This window comes from Pseudomonas sp. YuFO8 (assembly GCF_035065025.1).
Taxonomy (GTDB): domain Bacteria; phylum Pseudomonadota; class Gammaproteobacteria; order Pseudomonadales; family Pseudomonadaceae; genus Aquipseudomonas; species Aquipseudomonas putida_AE.
On record NZ_JAXDEQ010000007.1, the window covers coordinates 120001 to 138239 of the forward strand.

Genomic DNA, 18239 nt, shown 5'->3' on the forward strand with positions numbered 1-18239 from the left:
CAAGACCATGAACTTCGAACACATCCTGTTTTCCATCGAGGCCGGCGTCGCCCTGCTCAGCCTCAATCGCCCGGAGCAGCTCAACAGCTTCAACACCCAGATGCATGGCGAAGTGAAGGAAGCGCTCAAGCAAGTGCGGCAGAACCCCGACGTGCGCGTGTTGCTGCTGACCGGCGAAGGTCGTGGCTTCTGCGCCGGCCAGGACCTGAGCGACCGCAATGTCGCGCCGGGCAGCGCCGTGCCGGACCTGGGCGAGTCCATCGAGAAGTTCTACAACCCACTGATCCGCCAGTTGCGCGACCTGCCGATGCCGGTCATCTGCGCGGTCAACGGCGTGGCCGCCGGTGCCGGCGCTAACATTCCGCTGGCCTGCGACCTGGTGCTGGCAGCGCGTTCGGCCAGCTTCATCCAGGCGTTCTGCAAGATCGGCCTGATCCCCGACTCCGGCGGCACCTGGACCCTGCCGCGCCTGGTCGGCATGGCCCGCGCCAAGGCACTGACCCTGCTCGGTAATCGCCTGACTGCCGAGCAGGCCGAACAATGGGGCTTGATCTATCGCTGCGTGGAAGACGCCGAACTGCGCGATGAAGCCCTGAAACTGGCGCAACACCTGGCCACCCAGCCGACCTACGGCCTGGCGCTGATCAAGCGCAGCCTGAACGCCAGCCTGAGCAACACCTTTGATGAACAGCTGGAGCTGGAGCGTGACCTGCAACGCCTGGCCGGGCGCAGCGAGGACTATCGCGAAGGTGTCGGCGCCTTCATGGAAAAACGCAGCCCAAGCTTCAAGGGGCGCTGAGTCATGACCGCACTGAACACCTCTGCACGTATCGCGGTGATCGGCGCCGGTGCCATGGGCGCCGGCATTGCCCAGGTCGCGGCGCAGGCCGGGCATCCGGTGCTGCTGCTGGACAATCGTCCCGGCGCTGCGGCCCAGGCCATTGCCGGCATCGACCGGCAACTGGGCAAACGGGTCGAGAACGGCAAGCTGTCCGCCGATGCGCGCAGCGCGACGATTGCACGCCTGCACGCCGTGGAAGCGATCGAAGCCCTGGCCGATTGCGCGCTGATCATCGAAGCCATCGTCGAGAACCTCGAGGTCAAGCGCGCGCTGTTCCGCCAGCTGGAAGAGATTTGCGGCGAGCGCTGCATCCTGGCCAGCAACACCTCGTCGCTGTCGATCACCGGCATCGCCGCGCAACTCGTTCACCCGCAACGCCTGCTCGGTCTGCACTTCTTCAACCCGGCGCCGGTCATGCCGCTGGTGGAAGTGGTCTGCGGCCTGGCCAGCGATCCGGTGTTGGCCGAGTGCCTGTACGACACCGCCAAGGCCTGGGGCAAAAAACCAGTGCACACCCGCTCCACCCCGGGTTTCATCGTCAACCGCGTGGCCCGGCCGTTCTACGCAGAAAGCCTGCGCATGCTCCAGGAAGGTGCCGCCGACTGCGCGACCCTGGATGCGCTGATGCGCGAGGCCGGCGGCTTTGCCATGGGCGCGTTCGAGCTGACCGACCTGATCGGCCATGACGTCAACTATGCCGTGACCTGCTCGGTGTTCGATGCCTATTACCAGGACACACGCTTCCTGCCTTCGCTGATCCAGAAAGAGCTGGTGGACGGCGGGCGCCTGGGGCGTAAAAGCGGCCAGGGATTCTACAGCTACGTCCAAGGGGCCGAGCGTCCGCCCGCCGCCGAGATCAGCAGTGCTGCGGCCGTCGAAGCGTGCATTGCCGAAGGCGACCTGGGCATCGCCCAAGGCTTGCTTGTGCGTCTGCGCGAGCAAGGCATCAACGTCATCCAGCGCGATGGTCGCGGCTTGCTGCGGGTCGGTGACGCGGTGCTGGCCTTGAGCGACGGGCGCATGGCCTGTCACCGCGCCAGGGAAGACGGACTGCGCAACCTGATCCTGCTGGATCTGACCCTCGATTACAGCAAGGCCCAACGCATCGCCATCAGCCATGCGGCGGGCATTGATCCGCTGGCCCTGGAACAAGGAATCGCCCTGCTGCAACGCGCCGGCCTCAAGGTCAGCCTGCTCAGCGACAGCCCGGCACTGGCCGTCCTGCGCACCGTGGCGATGCTGGCCAACGAAGCGGCCGATGCCCTGCTGCAAGGCGTGGCCTCGGCGGCCGACATCGACCTGGCGATGCGCGCCGGGGTCAATTATCCACAGGGGCCGTTGGCCTGGGCCGACGCCATCGGGCTCGAGCAGATCCTGACCGTGCTGGACAACCTGCAAGCCACCTATGGCGAAGAACGCTACCGGCCGTCGCTGCTGCTGCGCCGTCGGGTCGCCGAAGGGAGAACGTTCCATGACTAACCACGAAGCGATGAACCTGGCCGTCAACTGTGCACAAACGCTGCTCCAGCGTGACGCCGCCAGCCAGGGGATGGGCATCCGTCTACTGTCCGCGGCCCCCGGTTGCGCCCGTGTGGGCATGACCGTGCGTGCAGACATGGTGCAGGGCCACGGCACCTGCCACGGCGGCTTTCTGTTTGCCTTGGCCGACTCGGCATTCGCCTTTGCCTGCAACAGCTACAACGAAGCCACGGTGGCCATCGGCTGCAGCATCGACTACATCGCCCCGGCGCGCCTGGGTGACACGCTGACGGCCGATTGCATCGAGCAAAGCCGCTCCGGGCGCACCGGCAACTACGACGTACGCATCGAAAACCAGCAGGGCCAGCTGATCGCCCTGTTCCACGGCAAATCCTACAAAGTGCGCGGCTCGGTGCTGGCGCAGGAGACCCCCCATGAATGACGCCCTGATCATCGACGCGGTCCGCACCCCGATCGGTCGCTACGCCGGAGTCCTGAGCAGCGTGCGCGCCGACGACCTCGGCGCGGTGCCCCTGCGCGAACTGCTGCGCCGCCACCCGCAGGTCGACTGGAGCAGCGTGGACGATGTGATCTACGGCTGCGCCAACCAGGCCGGCGAAGACAACCGCAACGTCGCGCGCATGTCGGCGCTGCTGGCCGGTTTGCCGGTCAACGTGCCGGGTACCACCCTCAATCGCCTGTGCGGTTCAGGGCTGGATGCCATCGGCACTGCAGCCCGGGCGATTCGCAGCGGCGAAACCGGGTTGATGCTGGTCGGTGGCGTCGAATCGATGTCCCGCGCGCCATTGGTGATGGGCAAGGCCGAGCAGGCGTTTTCCCGCTCTGCGGAAATTTTCGACACCACCATCGGCTGGCGTTTCGTCAATCCGCTGATGAAAAAGGCCTACGGCATCGACTCAATGCCGGAAACGGCAGAGAACGTCGCCGAACAGTTCAACATCTCCCGGGCCGACCAGGACGCCTTCGCCCTGCGCAGCCAGCAACGCGCCGCCGCGGCCCAGGCCAACGGCCGCCTGGCCAGGGAAATCGTCGCGGTGGAAATTCCCCAGCGCAAAGGCCCGACCAAAGTGGTCGAGCACGACGAGCATCCGCGTGGCGACACCACCCTGGAACAGCTGGCCAAACTGGGCACGCCGTTCCGCGAAGGCGGCAGCATCACCGCCGGTAACGCCTCCGGGGTCAACGACGGCGCCTGCGCGCTGTTGCTGGCAAGCCCCGAAGTCGCCAAACGCCACGGCCTGACCGCCCGCGGTCGCGTTGTCGCCATGGCCACCGCCGGCGTCGAACCACGCATCATGGGCATCGGTCCGGTACCGGCCACGCGCAAGGTGCTGGAAGTGGCCAACCTGAGCCTGGCGGACATGGACGTCATCGAGCTCAACGAAGCCTTTGCCGCCCAAGGCCTGGCCGTACTGCGCGAACTGGGCTTGAGCGACACCGACCCACGGGTCAACCCCAACGGCGGCGCCATCGCCCTGGGCCACCCGTTGGGCATGAGCGGCGCACGCCTGGTCACCACCGCCCTGCATGAACTTGAGGAACGCAATGGCCGCTACGCCCTGTGCACCATGTGCATCGGCGTCGGCCAGGGGATCGCGCTGATCATCGAGCGTCTATCCCACTAAAGAATCGCGATTCCCGGGGAGCCGAGAGGTATCCTTGGGGCATGCACTCAAAGCCCCTGCATGCAGGGGCTGGAACACAAAAACAATTCGAGTGAACACATGAACATGCCAATTGCCCAAGCCGTGCTTGATCCCGTGCTGGACCCGCTGGAAACCGCCAGCATCGACGAGCTGCGCCAGCATCAGCTGGAGCGCCTGCGCTGGAGCCTGAACCACGCCTACAACAATGTGCCGCTGTACCGTCAGCGCTTCGATGCGCTGGGCGTGCACCCGGACGACATCAAGTCCCTCGACGACCTGGCGAAATTCCCCTTCACCACCAAGTCCGACCTGCGCGACAACTACCCCTACGGCATGTTTGCCGTGCCGATGCACGACATCGTGCGCCTGCACGCGTCCAGCGGCACCACCGGCAAACCGACGGTGGTCGGCTACACCCAGAATGACATCGACACCTGGGCCAACGTGGTGGCGCGCTCGATCCGCGCCGCCGGTGGCCGGCGTGGCGACAAGGTGCACATCTCCTACGGCTACGGCCTGTTCACCGGCGGCCTCGGCGCCCACTACGGAGCCGAACGCCTGGGTTGCACGGTGATCCCCATGTCCGGCGGCCAGACCGAAAAACAAGTGCAGTTGATCAAGGATTTCCAGCCGGACATCATCATGGTCACGCCGTCCTACATGCTCAACATCGCCGACGAGATCGAGCGCCAGGGCATCGACCCGCACAAGCTGGCCCTGCGCCTGGGCATCTTCGGCGCCGAGCCATGGACCGCCGAACTGCGCAGCGCCATCGAGGCGCGCATGGGCATCACCGCCCTGGACATCTACGGCCTCTCGGAAATCATGGGCCCGGGCGTGGCGATGGAATGCGCCGAAACCAAGGATGGCCCGACGATCTGGGAAGACCACTTCTACCCGGAAATCATCGACCCGGTCACCGGCGAAGTGCTGCCGGACGGGCAGATGGGCGAACTGGTGTTCACCTCCCTGAGCAAAGAAGCCCTGCCGATGATCCGCTACCGCACCCGCGACCTGACACGCCTGCTGCCGGGCACCGCACGGCCGATGCGGCGCATCGACAAGATCACCGGGCGCAGCGACGACATGCTGATCATCCGCGGAGTCAACGTGTTCCCGACGCAGATCGAGGAGCAGGTGCTCAAAGTCAAACAACTTGCCGAGTGCTATGAGATCCATCTGTATCGCAATGGCAACCTGGACAGCGTGGACGTGCACGTCGAGTTGAAGGCCGAGCATCAGCACCTGAGCGATGAACAGCAGAAGGCTGTTTGCGGGGAGTTGAGCAAGCACATCAAGACGTATATCGGGATCAGTTCGCGGATCGTGTTGCAGCCGTTCCACTCGATCAAGCGTTCCGAGGGCAAGGCTTGCCACGTATTGGACAAACGCCCTAAAGCATGACTGCTGCACCCCTTATTGCCCCGCTTTTGCGGGGCTTTTTTTTTTGGGTTTTTTTCATGAAAAACAGACACCCCTCTCTGTAGGAGCTGGCTTGCCAGCGAAGGCATGCGTCCAGTCGATAAATTTGCCAACTGAGCCACCGCTTTCGCTGGCAAGCCAGCTCCTACAGGGGAACGGTGTTTCATGAAGGACCGCTCAACCCGAAAGCGATACAAAAATAAATACGACACGTCATTTTCTGTTTGATATTAAATTCTGTATCGCTTATAAAGTTCTCCATGCCTTCAACAGATTCACGGCGGGAGACCCCCCATGTACGCACAGCTCGTAGAAACAGGCGTAAAGCGCATAAAAGACCTCTCGGAGATATCCGAACAGGAACGCGCCTTCCAGGAAAAAATCGATTCGGAAATCAAGATCGAAGCGAAGAACTGGATGCCAGATGCCTACCGCCAGACCCTGATCCGGCAGATTTCCCAGCACGCCCACTCGGAAATCGTCGGCATGCTCCCGGAAGGCAACTGGGTCACCCGCGCGCCAAGCCTCAAACGCAAGCTGCAATTGATGGCCAAGATCCAGGACGAAGCCGGTCACGGCCTGTACCTGTACAGCGCCATGGAAACCCTGGGTGCCGACCGTGATGAAGAAATCGCCAAGCTGCACAGCGGCAAGGCCAAGTACTCGAGCATCTTCAATTACCCGACGCTGAACTGGGCCGATATGGGCGCGGTGGGCTGGCTGGTGGATGGCGCGGCGATCGTCAACCAGGTGGTGCTGCAACGCACCTCCTACGGCCCCTATTCCCGGGCCATGGTGCGCATCTGCAAGGAAGAGAGCTTCCACCAGCGCCAGGGCTACGAAATTCTCCTGACCATGATGCGTCACGGTACCCAGGCGCAAAAAGACATGGTCCAGGACGCGATCAACCGCCTGTGGTGGCCGTCGCTGATGATGTTCGGCCCGAGCGACGAACACTCGCCGAACAGCGCGCAGTCCATGGCCTGGAAAATCAAGCGCCAGAGCAACGACGAACTGCGCCAGCGCTTCATCGACCAGACCATCCCGCAGCTGGAACTGCTGGGCTGCACTTGCCCCGATCCGGACCTGAAGTGGAACGCCGAACGCGGCCACTACGACTTCGGCGAAATCCAGTGGAGCGAATTCTACGAAGTGCTCAAGGGCAACGGCCCGTGCAACACCGAACGCGTCGCCACCCGCCGCAAGGCGATCGAAGACGGCGCCTGGGTTCGTGAAGCCGCCGTCGCCCACGCCCGCAAAAAACAAAACAAGAACGCCGCCTGATCCGGCCCGTTTGATGATCTTGATCTTCGGCGACTTCCATGCCGCCAAACGATCGCAGGCTGCGCCAGCTCCTACAGGAGCCGGTGATCCCATGTAGGAGCTGCCGAAGGCTGCGATCTTTTGATCTTCAGCCCCGTCAGCAAAAAACCGAACAGATGTGGAGTAATTGAAATGTCCGAGTGGACCCTCTTCGAAGTCTTCGTGCGCAGCAAGCACGGCCTCAACCACAAACACGTCGGCAGCGTGCATGCCGCCGACACCACCATGGCCATCGAGAACGCCCGCGAGCTCTACACCCGCCGAAGCGAAGGCGTAAGCCTGTGGGTGGTGCCCTCAAAGCTGATCACCGCTTCGTCGCCGGATGAAAAAGACCCGCTGTTCGATCCGTCGGACGACAAGGTCTACCGCCACGCCAGCTTCTACGAGCTGCCGGCCGAAGTCGGGCACATGTGAGGTCGGCCATGAACAACAAGACTGATCTGATCGAATACCTGCTGCGCCTCGGCGACAGCGCCCTGATCCAGGGCCAGCGCCTGTGCCAGTGGTGCGGCAAGGCGCCAGCGCTGGAAGAAGAGTTGGCGCTGATGAACGTCGGCCTCGACCTGGTGGGCCAGGCGCGCAACTGGCTGGACTACGCCGTCGAACTGCTGGACGACGGCCGTGACGCCGATCACCTGGCGTTCCGCCGCGACGAGCGCGCCTATCGCAACCTGCTGCTGGTGGAACAACCCAACGGCGACTTCGCGGTGACCATGCTCAAGCAGTTCCTCTATGACGCCTGGCATTTGCCGGTGTTGCAGGGCCTGAGCCAGTCCAGCGACGAACGCATTGCCGGGATCGCTGCCAAGGCCGTGAAGGAAGTGACCTATCACCTGCGCCGCTCCGGCGAATGGATCGAGCGCATGGGTGACGGCACCGAGGAAAGCCACCAGCGCATGCTCGCGGCCATCCCCGAAGTCTGGCGCTTCACCGTAGAACTGATCGCGGCCGATGACAGCGAGCTGCGCCTGTGCGAAGCCGGCATCACTCCGGACATCGCCAGCATCGCCACCCAGTGGCAAGTCAAGGTCAACCAGATCTTCACCACCGCCACCCTGCCCGTGCCGGCCGCGCCAAGCTATTTCTATCTGAACGCACGCAAGGGCCTGCACACCGAACACCTGGGCATCCTGCTGGCCGAAATGCAGTTCCTGCCACGAGCGTACCCCGATGCAACCTGGTGAGCTGATCGCCAGCGACCTCGGCGCCCGGCCGGCTCAACCGACCGATCTGGCTGCCGCGTGGGCGATCCTGGCCGAAGTCATGGACCCGGAAGTGCCGGTGGTCAGCGTGGTCGACCTCGGCATCGTCCGCGACCTGGATTGGCAGGCCGGCCACCTTCACGTGGTGGTCACGCCGACCTACTCCGGCTGCCCGGCCACCGAAGTGATCGAGAGCGATATCCGCCAGGCCCTGGAACTCGCCGGATTCAAGGCGCCGCAACTCGAGCGCAAATTGACCCCGGCCTGGACCACCGACTGGATCAGCGACAGCGGCCGCGAACGCCTGCGCGCCTACGGCATCGCGCCGCCCGAAGGCAGCACCAGCAAACGCAGCCTGCTCGGCGAGAGCCCGCAGGTCCTTTGCCCGCAATGCGGCAGCGCCCACACCGAGGTGCTCAGCGAGTTTGGTTCCACCGCGTGCAAGGCGCTGTACCGCTGCGTCGATTGCCGGGAACCGTTCGACTATTTCAAGTGCATCTGAGCGGCGAATCGGCCGACCCAGCTGGAGAACAACAATGAGCAAATTCCACAGCCTGACCATCAAGGATGTGCGCACCGAGACCCGTGAAGCGGTGTCCATCGCCTTCGAGATTCCGCAGGATCTGCAAGACAGCTTTCATTACACCCAGGGCCAGCACCTGGTGATGCGTACCCAACTGGACGGCGAAGAAGTGCGCCGCTCCTATTCGATCTGCACCGGTGTCAACGACGGTGAACTGCGTGTCGCCATCAAGCGTGTGGCCGGTGGACGCTTTTCCGCGTTTGCCAACGAACAGCTCAAGGCCGGGCACAGCCTGGAAGTGATGCCGCCCGCCGGGCATTTCAGCGTGGAACTCGACCCCGCTCGCCACGGCAACTACCTGGCGGTCGCGGCCGGCAGCGGCATCACGCCGATCCTGTCGATCATCAAGACCACCCTGCAAACCGAGCCCAACAGCCGCGTCACCCTGCTGTACGGCAACCGCTCCAGCTCCGGCGCACTGTTCCGCGAACAGCTTGAAGACTTGAAGAACCGTTACTTGCAGCGCTTGAACCTGATCTTCGTGTTCAGCCGCGAGCAGCAGGATGTCGACCTGTACAACGGCCGGATCAACGCCGAGAAATGCGAGCAACTGTTCAGCCGCTGGCTCGACGTCAAGGCCCTCGACGCCGCTTTCATCTGCGGCCCGCAGGAAATGACCGAAACCGTGCGCGACAGCCTCAAGGCCAAGGGTATGGCGCCCGAGCGAATCCACTTCGAACTCTTCGCCGCTGCTGGCAGCCAGCAGAAACGCCAGGCCCGCGAAGCGGCGCGCCAGGTGGATGCAGCAGTCAGCCAGATCACCGTGATCAGCGACGGCCGCGCCCTGGCCTTCGACCTGCCGCGCAACAGCCAGAGCATCCTCGACGCCGGCAACGCCCAGGGCGCCGAACTGCCCTACTCGTGCAAGGCCGGCGTGTGCTCGACCTGCAAGTGCAAGGTCATCGAGGGCGAAGTGGAAATGGACAGCAACCACGCCCTGGAAGACTACGAAGTGGCCGCCGGTTATGTGCTGTCGTGCCAGGCCTTCCCGATCAGCGACAAGGTGGTGCTGGATTTCGACCAGCTCTGAAACAACGCAAAACCCTGTAGGAGCTGGCTTGCCAGCGAAGAGGCCCTTGAGATCACTGTATGTTTTCAGGCCGCCTTCGCTGGCAAGCCAGCTCCTACAGGGGGGCCGGTGATCGACCTGAACACACTGTTTCACCCAAAACAAAAACAACAAAGGAGCGCGCGTCATGACACCCCAGGAAATAGAACTCATCCGCCAGCACCCGGATTTCATCCAGCTGGTGCGCCGAAAACAGAAGCTGTACTGGTCACTGAGCCTGGCCATGCTGGTGATCTACTACGGCTTCGTGCTGCTGGTGGCTTTCTCCCCTTCTACCCTCGGCCAATCCCTGAGCGGTGGCGTGACCACCGTGGGCATGCTGGTGGGTGTCGTCATCGTCGGGCTGGCCTTTGCGCTGACCGGGTTCTATGTCTATCGCGCCAACAACGTGATCGACCCGCTCAATGAAAAACTCAAGCAGGAGTGCGCCCGATGAGTCGTCTTCTTGCGTTGTTCCTGCTGCCGCTGGCGGTGGTCACTGATTTGGCGGTGGCCGCCGACGGCGCTTCCCGACCATTGAACTGGAACGCCATCGGCATGTTCATGGTGTTCGTCCTGTTCACCCTTGGCGTGACACGCTGGGCTGCCCTGCGCACCCGTTCCGCCAGCGACTTCTACACGGCCGGCGGCGGCATGACCGGTTTCCAGAACGGTCTGGCGATTGCCGGTGACATGATCTCGGCAGCCTCGTTCCTCGGCATTTCCGCGATGATGTTCCTCAATGGCTACGACGGCCTGCTCTACGCACTGGGCGTATTGGCCGGCTGGCCGATCATCCTGTTCCTGATCGCCGAACGCCTGCGCAACCTCGGCAAGTACACCTTTGCCGACGTGGTTTCCTACCGCCTGGAACAGACGCCGGTGCGCCTGACTTCGGCGTTCGGCACCCTGACCGTAGCCCTGATGTACCTGGTGGCGCAGATGGTCGGCGCCGGCAAGCTGATCGAGTTGCTGTTCGGCATCGACTACCTCTACGCCGTCATGCTGGTCGGCGTATTGATGGTGTTCTACGTGACCTTCGGCGGCATGCTCGCCACCACCTGGGTGCAGATCATCAAGGCCGTGATGCTGTTGTTCGGCACCAGCTTCATGGCGTTCATGGTGCTCAAGCATTTCGGTTTCAGCACTGAAGCGATGTTTGCCGGCGCCACCGCCGTGCATGCCAAGGGCAACGCGATCATGGCCCCCGGCGGCTTGCTGTCCAACCCGATCGATGCGATTTCCCTGGGGCTGGGCATGATGTTCGGCACCGCCGGCCTGCCGCACATCCTGATGCGTTTCTTTACCGTCAGCGATGCCAAGGAAGCGCGTAAAAGCGTGTTCTACGCCACCGGTTTCATCGGCTACTTCTACTTGTTGCTGATCATCGTCGGCTTTGGCGCCATCGTCATGGTCGGCACCGATCCGGCGTTCCGTGACGCCAGCGGCGCGATCATCGGCGGCGGCAACATGATCGCCGTGCACCTGGCCCAGGCCGTGGGCGGCAACCTGTTCCTCGGCTTCATCTCGGCGGTTGCCTTCGCCACCATCCTGGCGGTGGTTGCCGGACTGGCACTGTCCGGCGCCTCGGCGGTGTCCCATGACCTGTATGCCTGCGTGATGCGCAAGGGCCAGGCCACGGAACAGCAGGAAATGCGCGTATCGCGTATCGCCACCCTGTGCATCGGTGTGCTGGCGATCATCCTCGGCCTGCTGTTCGAGTCGCAGAACATCGCCTTCCTCTCGGGCCTGGTGCTGGCCATCGCCGCGTCGGTGAATTTCCCGGTGCTGTTCCTCTCGATGTACTGGAAAGGCCTGACCACCCGCGGCGCCGTCGTCGGCAGCCTGTCCGGACTGGTCTCGGCGATTGTCCTGCTGGTGCTGAGCCCGGCGGTGTGGGTCAACGTGATGCATCACGACAAGGCGCTGTTCCCGTACTCCAACCCGGCGCTGTTTTCCATGAGCCTCGCGTTCTTCAGTGCATGGCTGTTTTCCGTCACCGACACCTCGCCCCGTGCAGCCCTTGAGCGCGGCCGTTATCTGGCGCAGTTCATCCGCTCGATGACCGGTATCGGTGCCTCTGGCGCCAGCAAACACTGAATATTGGCAGGGAATAAAAATAATGAAGCCCGCACGTAACGCACCTTGTGAATCACTGTTTTCGCTGGCCGCCGCATTGAGTCTGCCCCTGTTCGCGCCCAGCGCCATGGCCGACTTCATCGGCGACAGCAAGGCCCGTATTGAAATGCGCAACCTCTACCTCAATCGCGATTTCCGCCAGGACAACGCGCCGCAAGCCAAGGCCGAAGAATGGGCCCAGGGCTTCACGGCGCGTGTCGAATCCGGGTTCACCGACGGCACCTTCGGTTTCGGTCTCGACGCCCTGGGCGAGCTGGGGATCAAACTCGACTCCAGCCCGGATCGCCGTGGCACTGGCCTGCTGCCCTTTGGCCCGCAGAGCCATGAGCCCGACGACGACTACAGCGAACTGGGCCTGACCGGCAAACTGCGCGTATCGAAAAGCCTGTTGAAGCTCGGCACCCTGCAACCCTTGTTGCCCGTGGCAACTTACAACGACACCCGCCTGCTGGGTTCGACCTTTGAAGGTGGTTTGCTGACCAGCCAGGAAATCGACGGCCTGACGCTCAATGCCGGACGCCTGACCAAGGCCAACCTGCGCGACTCCTCCAGCAACGATGACATCGGCTACGCCGCCGCCAGCAGCGATCACTTCGACTTCGGCGGCGGCAGCTACGCATTCAGCCCGCAACTGAATGTGAGCTACTACTACGGCAAGCTCGAGCAGATCTATCGGCAGCAATTCGCCGGACTGGTGCATACGCAACCACTGGGCAACGGTTTCAACCTGCGCAGCGACCTGCGTTATTTCGACAGCCGCGGCGACGGCGCGGAAAAGGCCGGACGCATCGACAACCGCAACTTCAACGGCATGTTCACCGTATCCCAGGGTGCGCACAAGGTCAGTGCCGCCTACCAGCAGTTGTCCGGCGACAGCGCCTTTCCGTTCCTCAACGGCGGCGATCCGTACGTGGTCAACCTGGTGACCTTCAACACCTTTACCCGCGCCGAGGAAGATTCCTGGCAGCTGCGCTACGACTATGACTTCGCCGCCCAAGGCATTCCTGGCCTGACCTTCATGACCCGCTACACCGATGGTCGCCACGTCAAGGCAGGCACCGTCGACAACGGGCGCGAATGGGAACGCGACACCGATATCAGCTACGTCATCCAGAGCGGTGTGTTGAAGAACGTCAGCCTGCGCTGGCGCAACGTGACCTTCCGTTCCGGCAATGGCCTGACGACCGCCCTCGATGAGAACCGATTGATCGTCGGTTACACCCTGGCGCTTTGGTAATTCCGCAAGGGTGCGGTCGCGACCGCACCCAGACTTTTCACAATCAGGAGCAATCGTGATGTCCTCCTCACCTACACTGCATGCCCCTACCCTGCAGAGCTTCATCGCCGGTCGCTGGATCGGCCAACACGGCGCACAAGTCTTGCGCAGCGCCCTCGACGGCCATGAAATCTTCCGTACCCATGAAGAGCGCCCGGACTTCGCAGAAGCCATCGAACACGGTCGCCGCCAAGGCGTTAGCGGCCTGATGGCGCTGGACTTCCAGCAGCGCGCCCAGCGCCTCAAGGCCCTGGCCCTGTACCTGAGCGAACGCAAGGAACAGCTCTACGCGATTTCCCACCACAGCGGCGCGACCCGTGCCGACAGCTGGATCGACATCGAGGGCGGCAACAGCACCCTGTTCACCTACGCCAGCCTCGGCGCGCGGGAACTGCCGTCGGGTAACGTGGTGCACGAAGGCCCGGCGCTGCAGCTGAGCAAAATGGGCACCTTCGCCGGCACCCACATCCTGGTGCCGCGCGGCGGCGTGGCCGTGCACATCAATGCCTTCAACTTCCCGATCTGGGGCATGCTGGAAAAATTCGCCCCGAGCTTCCTCGCCGGCATGCCATGCATCGTCAAACCGGCCAGCGCCACCAGCTACCTGACCGAAGCCGTGGTGCGCCTGATGGACGAATCCGGCCTGCTCCCGGCGGGCAGCCTGCAACTGATCATCGGCGGCACCGGCGACCTGCTCGACCGCCTGCAGGGCCAGGACGTGGTGACCTTCACCGGTTCCGCCGACACCGCGGCCAAGCTGCGGGTCAACCCGAACCTGATCCGCAATTCGGTGCCATTCACCGCCGAAGCTGACTCGCTGAACTGCGCGATCCTCGCCCCGGACGTCACCCCGGACGACGAAGAGTTCGAGCTGTTCATCAAGGAAGTTGCCCGGGAAATGACCACCAAGGCCGGGCAGAAATGCACCGCCATCCGCCGCGCGATCGTCCCGGCCAAGCACATCGACGCCGTTGCTACCCGCCTGCGTGATCGCCTGGCCAAAGTCGTGGTCGGCGACCCGTCGGTGGAAGGTGTGCGCATGGGTGCGCTGGCCTCCCACGACCAGCAGAAAGACGTGGCCGAACGCCTGGAAGCCCTGTTGCAGAGCAGCGATATGCTGTTCGGCGCCCGCGACGGTTTCGAACCGCGTGGCGAGAATGTCGACAAGGGCGCGTTCTTCGCCCCGACCCTGCTGCAAGCCCGCGACCCGCATGCCGAAGGCGGTGCCCACGATATCGAAGCGTTCGGCCCGGTCAGCACCCTGATGGCCTACGACGATCTGGACGAAGCACTGGCCCTGGCCGCGCGCGGCAAGGGCAGCCTGGTCGCCAGCCTGGTGACCAAGGACCCGCAGATCGCCGCCAAGGCCATTCCGGTGGCGGCTGCGTTGCATGGGCGTCTGCTGGTACTGGATCGCCACTGCGCCGGCGAATCCACCGGCCACGGCTCGCCGCTGCCGCAACTCAAGCACGGCGGCCCGGGTCGCGCCGGCGGCGGTGAAGAACTCGGCGGCCTGCGCGCAGTGAAGCACTACCTGCAACGCGCGGCGGTACAAGGCTCGCCGACCATGCTGGCGGCGGTCACCAGCGAATACGTGCGCGGCGCCAAGGTCATCGAAACCGAGGTGCACCCGTTCCGTCGCTACTTCCAGGACCTGCAGATCGGCGAGTCGCTGCTGACTCACCGTCGCACCGTCACCGAAGCGGACCTGGTGAACTTCGGCTGCCTGTCGGGCGATCACTTCTACATGCACTTCGATGACATCGCCGCCAAGGAATCGCAGTTCGGCAAGCGCATCGCCCACGGTTACTTCGTGCTGTCGGCAGCGGCCGGGCTGTTCGTATCCCCTGGCGTCGGCCCGGTCCTGGCCAACTACGGCCTGGACACCCTGCGCTTCATCAACCCGGTGGGCATCGGCGACACCATCCAGGCGCGCCTGACCTGCAAACGCAAGATCGACCAGGGCAAGAAGAGCCCGCAGGGCATTGCGCAAGGGGTGGTGGCGTGGGATGTGGAAGTGACCAACCAGTTGGGTGAGCTGGTGGCCAGCTATGACATTCTGACCTTGGTGGTCAAACGCGAGGATTGATCAGTTATCTGGTTGACCGCAGATCTTGTGGTCAACCACGGATCAAATGTGGGAGGGGGCTAGCTTCCACAAAGGTTCCTCGCCGTGCCACACATTCCTACTCATTCCTCGGAAAAACCAACGGTAATCCAGGAAATGTCTGACTGCGCACCCGTATCCACTTGGATACAGTCGCGCAATGAATTATCTTGTCCAGCAAACAGCGATTTTTTCCGCATGGCACACCTCAATCCGTGATTTGCGGGCAAGGATTGCCATTGCTCGTCGCATTGAACGCGCGTTCGCGGGTAATTTGGGCGATATCAAGTCAGTGGGTGATGGCGTTTGCGAAATGCGCGTGGATGTGGGTGCCGGATACCGGGTTTACTTCACGATGCGCAAGACTGTCATCATTATCCTGCTCGCCGGGGGCGACAAATCATCACAAAACGCTGATATCAAACGTGCAAAAAAAATGGCAAAGGAGGTTTAACCATGAGCCAGACTTTGACGATTTTCGACATGGCGACTTTGCTCGACAGCGATGAGGCCATCAGCGAATACCTGTCCCAGGTGCTAGCGGATGGTGACAATGAGGAGTTTCTTCGTGCCATCGGGTACGTGGTAAAGGCGCGTGGCATGACACAGGTAGCCAAAGATTCCGGAATGGGTCGCGAAAGTCTGTACAAGGCCTTCGCTCCAGGCGCAAAACCCCGCTTCCATACGGTTTTGAAAGTGATTCACGCACTGGGTATCGATTTGTATGCGCAGCCTGGTCATGTCATCAATCACTCGAACCCTTGAATGAATCACAGGGTTTGAGGTGGTTCGGGCCGCGTTCCGACGAGCTTTTGACTTTCAATGCCCGCGCAACCACTCGATAAACAACGCAAACAACTCCGACTGCGACCCCACCTCCAGCTTCAGATACAGATTCTTGCGGTGCATGCGCACGGTTTCCGGTGAGATGTTCATCTGGCTGGCCGTGGATTTCACCGAGTGGCCCCTGAGCACCATGTGCGCCACTTCCCGCTCGCGTTCGGTGAGCAGGTCGCAACCGAATTGCTCGAACGCCGATTGCACCCGATGCTTGAGATCATCGCGCAGGCCTTGATCGTTATCGCCCTGGATCTTGCTGCTACGTTGCAGGCCACGCCGGCTGAATTCGCTGATGAATTCTCGCACCAGCGGTTCGACGGCGCGCAGCAGGTTCAATTGCTCGACGCCCAGGCAGTCGCCGCCGAAACCTTGAAACAGGCTCACGGAGATTTTCGTGTCATTGCCCGTATCGACGATGTAGTAGCTGTCTTCCGAACAGTTCGCCTTCAGGTAGTAGGTCTTGTAGTAGTCACTGTCGAAGAAGTTGTCCGGCGCAATGTCCGCAAGGTGATAGAAACCTTGCGCCAGGCCCTGCTCCACCGCCAGGCAGAACGGGTCCAGCAGATACCCCCCGGCAAAATAGCGCTCGAGGATCGACACCTGGTACTCCTGGGCAATGCCGCGCTGATGCAGCAACTGCGGTGCGCGGTCCTTGCGCTCCAGGCTGATCATCACCGACTCGATGGACACCAGTTGGCCCAACGCCGTCACCAGGTATTGCAGCGCGTCAGGCTCATCGACATGGGCGAAGGCCTCGCGCATGCCCCCATGCCATTTATGCAATGCCCCGAAGGGCACCGCGATCAGCGTATCGTCGTTTGGTCTGCTCATGCCCCGCAGTCTAGCGGCTGAACACCCCCTTGGTAACAGCCGGACTGACGAAATCATTGGCCGGCGTACTGTCCGCTGGCCTCAAGCTCGGCCGCCACTTCGAGAATGCAAACTCGCAGGATCTCGACGATTTCATCGACCTGGGCATAGGTGAGGATCAGCGGCGGCGACATCACGTTCAGGTGCATGATCGGCCGCACCAACAATCCCCGGGCCTGGGCGCGCACATGGATTTTCTCGCCGATGTTGATCTCGTCGGCGAACAACGCCTTGGTGCGCTTGTCGGCGACGAACTCCACGCACGCCATCAGTTTCAGGCAGCGCACATCACCCACCAGGGGCAGATCGCGCAAGGTGGCCAGGCGCTGTTCCAGGTAGCCGCCGACATCGTCGACGTGGGCCAGCAGGTTTTCCCGCTCGATGATCTCGATATTCTTCAGCGCCGCCGTGCAGCAAACCGGATGGCCGCTGTAGGTGAAGCCGTGGGTAAAGCAACGGCTCTTGCCCGGCTCGGCGATGACCTTCCAGATGCGGTCGGAAAAGATGCACGCCCCCAGCGGCAGGTAGGCCGAGGTCAGGCCCTTGGCGGTGGTGATGATGTCAGGCTGCACGTCGAAGACATCGAGAGAGGCGAAAAACTTGCCCAGGCGCCCGAACGACGTCACCACCTCGTCGGCGACAAAGAGGATGTCGTAGCGCTGGCAGACTTCCCACATGCGCTTGAGGTAACCCTTTGGCGGAATGATCACCCCGCCTGAGCCCATCACTGGCTCGGCGAAGAAGCCGGCGACCTTGTCGGCGCCGATCGAGTGGATCTTGTCTTCGAACTCCTTGACCAGGAACTCGAGGAACTGCGCCTCGTCCATGCCCTCCGGCGCGCGGTAGGGGTTGGGGTTGGACACGTGGTGAATCAGCGGGTTGGCGTAATCGAACTCCGGCACCCGGTCGGCGGCCTTGTTTCCGATCGACATCGTCAGGGTGGTGGAGCCGTGGTACGCGTTGAAACGGGCGATGACGTGCTTCTTTTCCGGTTTGCCACGGCAGTTCTGGTAGTACTGGATCAGCCGGTACGCGGTGTCCACCGCAGTTGAGCCGCCGGTGGTGAGGAACACATGGTCGAGGTCGCCAGGGGCCAGGCTGGCGAGTTTTTCGCACAGCTCGATGGCGACGTTATTGGACATGTCGGAAAACGGGTTGGAATAGGCCAGTTGCCGCACCTGGTCGGCGATGGCCTCGGCCATTTCTTCTCGGCCCAGGCCGATGTTGGTGCACCACATGCCGCCCACGGCATCGAGAAAGCGGTTGCCCTGGGTGTCGTAGATATAGGCGCCGTCACCGGCAACGATGTTCAGGGAACCTTGCTCGGCGTGTTCGTCGAACACGTGATAGCCGTGCATATGGTGGGCCTTGTCGGCCTTGACCAGCCGGGACTCGTCCGCGGGGGAAAAAACGCTGCGTGTTGGCGTCGCCATAAAAACCTC

Annotated in this window: 18 protein-coding genes; 16 read left to right on the top strand and 2 right to left on the bottom strand. The window is 62.6% G+C overall.

From position 1 onward, the window contains the following. Positions 1–7 precede the first annotated feature (7 nt). The 16 genes from paaG to SOP95_RS09075 all read left to right on the top strand — a co-directional run bounded on the left by paaG (position 8) and on the right by SOP95_RS09075 (position 15852). Positions 8–799, top strand: a complete 792-nt coding sequence (gene paaG, locus SOP95_RS09000; protein WP_274075473.1) for a 2-(1,2-epoxy-1,2-dihydrophenyl)acetyl-CoA isomerase PaaG — start codon at positions 8–10, stop codon at positions 797–799. A 3-nt stretch (positions 800–802) separates the two neighbouring features. Then, positions 803–2320 (top strand): 3-hydroxyacyl-CoA dehydrogenase PaaH, encoded by a 1518-nt coding sequence (gene paaH, locus SOP95_RS09005; protein ID WP_323606866.1) that lies wholly within the window; start codon positions 803–805, stop codon positions 2318–2320. Next, positions 2313–2762, top strand: a complete 450-nt coding sequence (paaI, locus tag SOP95_RS09010; protein ID WP_323606867.1) for a hydroxyphenylacetyl-CoA thioesterase PaaI — start codon at positions 2313–2315, stop codon at positions 2760–2762. The genes paaH and paaI overlap by 8 nt, the downstream gene beginning before the upstream one ends. After that, complete coding sequence (gene pcaF, locus SOP95_RS09015; RefSeq protein WP_323606868.1) at positions 2755–3966, top strand: 3-oxoadipyl-CoA thiolase; 1212 nt, start codon at positions 2755–2757, stop codon at positions 3964–3966. The genes paaI and pcaF overlap by 8 nt, the downstream gene beginning before the upstream one ends. A 99-nt stretch (positions 3967–4065) precedes the next feature. Then, a complete protein-coding gene (paaK, locus tag SOP95_RS09020) occupies positions 4066–5391 on the top strand; it encodes a phenylacetate--CoA ligase PaaK (protein WP_323606869.1) in 1326 nt (441 codons plus the stop codon). Between the two features lie 312 nt (positions 5392–5703). Then, positions 5704–6693, top strand: a complete 990-nt coding sequence (paaA, locus tag SOP95_RS09025) for a 1,2-phenylacetyl-CoA epoxidase subunit PaaA (protein WP_323606870.1) — start codon at positions 5704–5706, stop codon at positions 6691–6693. A 171-nt stretch (positions 6694–6864) separates the two neighbouring features. After that, positions 6865–7146, top strand: coding sequence for a 1,2-phenylacetyl-CoA epoxidase subunit PaaB (gene paaB / locus SOP95_RS09030; RefSeq protein WP_020795551.1), 282 nt, complete (start codon positions 6865–6867; stop codon positions 7144–7146). An 8-nt stretch (positions 7147–7154) separates the two neighbouring features. Then, entirely contained in the window at positions 7155–7916 is a 762-nt protein-coding gene (paaC, locus tag SOP95_RS09035; protein WP_323606871.1) for a 1,2-phenylacetyl-CoA epoxidase subunit PaaC, read from the top strand. Beyond that, on the top strand, positions 7903–8436 hold the full coding sequence (paaD, locus tag SOP95_RS09040) for a 1,2-phenylacetyl-CoA epoxidase subunit PaaD (protein ID WP_323606872.1): 534 nt from the start codon (positions 7903–7905) through the stop codon (positions 8434–8436). Before paaC ends, paaD begins: the two co-directional genes overlap by 14 nt. 34 nt (positions 8437–8470) lie before the next feature. Continuing rightward, positions 8471–9547 carry a 1,2-phenylacetyl-CoA epoxidase subunit PaaE gene (gene paaE / locus SOP95_RS09045; protein WP_323606873.1) on the top strand — a complete coding sequence of 359 codons (1077 nt, stop codon included), beginning with the start codon at positions 8471–8473 and terminating at the stop codon, positions 9545–9547. Positions 9548–9713: 166 nt separating this feature from the next. Continuing rightward, entirely contained in the window at positions 9714–10022 is a 309-nt protein-coding gene (locus SOP95_RS09050) for a DUF485 domain-containing protein (protein WP_007978006.1), read from the top strand. Further along, the gene (locus SOP95_RS09055) at positions 10019–11665 is read left to right on the top strand and encodes a cation acetate symporter (RefSeq protein ID WP_323606874.1); all 1647 of its coding nucleotides are present in this window, start codon (positions 10019–10021) and stop codon (positions 11663–11665) included. Before SOP95_RS09050 ends, SOP95_RS09055 begins: the two co-directional genes overlap by 4 nt. 22 nt (positions 11666–11687) lie before the next feature. Further along, a complete protein-coding gene (locus tag SOP95_RS09060) occupies positions 11688–12941 on the top strand; it encodes an OprD family porin (RefSeq protein ID WP_323606875.1) in 1254 nt (417 codons plus the stop codon). A 58-nt stretch (positions 12942–12999) separates the two neighbouring features. Continuing rightward, on the top strand, positions 13000–15069 hold the full coding sequence (paaZ, locus tag SOP95_RS09065; RefSeq protein WP_323606876.1) for a phenylacetic acid degradation bifunctional protein PaaZ: 2070 nt from the start codon (positions 13000–13002) through the stop codon (positions 15067–15069). A 178-nt stretch (positions 15070–15247) separates the two neighbouring features. Continuing rightward, on the top strand, positions 15248–15541 hold the full coding sequence (locus SOP95_RS09070) for a type II toxin-antitoxin system RelE/ParE family toxin (RefSeq protein ID WP_274075485.1): 294 nt from the start codon (positions 15248–15250) through the stop codon (positions 15539–15541). A gap of 2 nt (positions 15542–15543) precedes the next feature. Continuing rightward, complete coding sequence (locus tag SOP95_RS09075; protein WP_274075486.1) at positions 15544–15852, top strand: addiction module antidote protein; 309 nt, start codon at positions 15544–15546, stop codon at positions 15850–15852. A gap of 54 nt (positions 15853–15906) precedes the next feature. Here SOP95_RS09075 and SOP95_RS09080 read toward each other — a convergent pair whose 3' ends face one another. Together SOP95_RS09080 and SOP95_RS09085 are read right to left on the bottom strand one after the other, a co-directional pair. After that, positions 15907–16815 carry a LuxR C-terminal-related transcriptional regulator gene (locus SOP95_RS09080; protein WP_274075487.1) on the bottom strand — a complete coding sequence of 303 codons (909 nt, stop codon included), beginning with the start codon at positions 16813–16815 and terminating at the stop codon, positions 15907–15909. Then, entirely contained in the window at positions 16812–18230 is a 1419-nt protein-coding gene (locus SOP95_RS09085) for an aminotransferase (RefSeq protein WP_323606877.1), read from the bottom strand. Before SOP95_RS09085 ends, SOP95_RS09080 begins: the two co-directional genes overlap by 4 nt. Between the last annotated feature and the right edge of the window lie 9 nt (positions 18231–18239).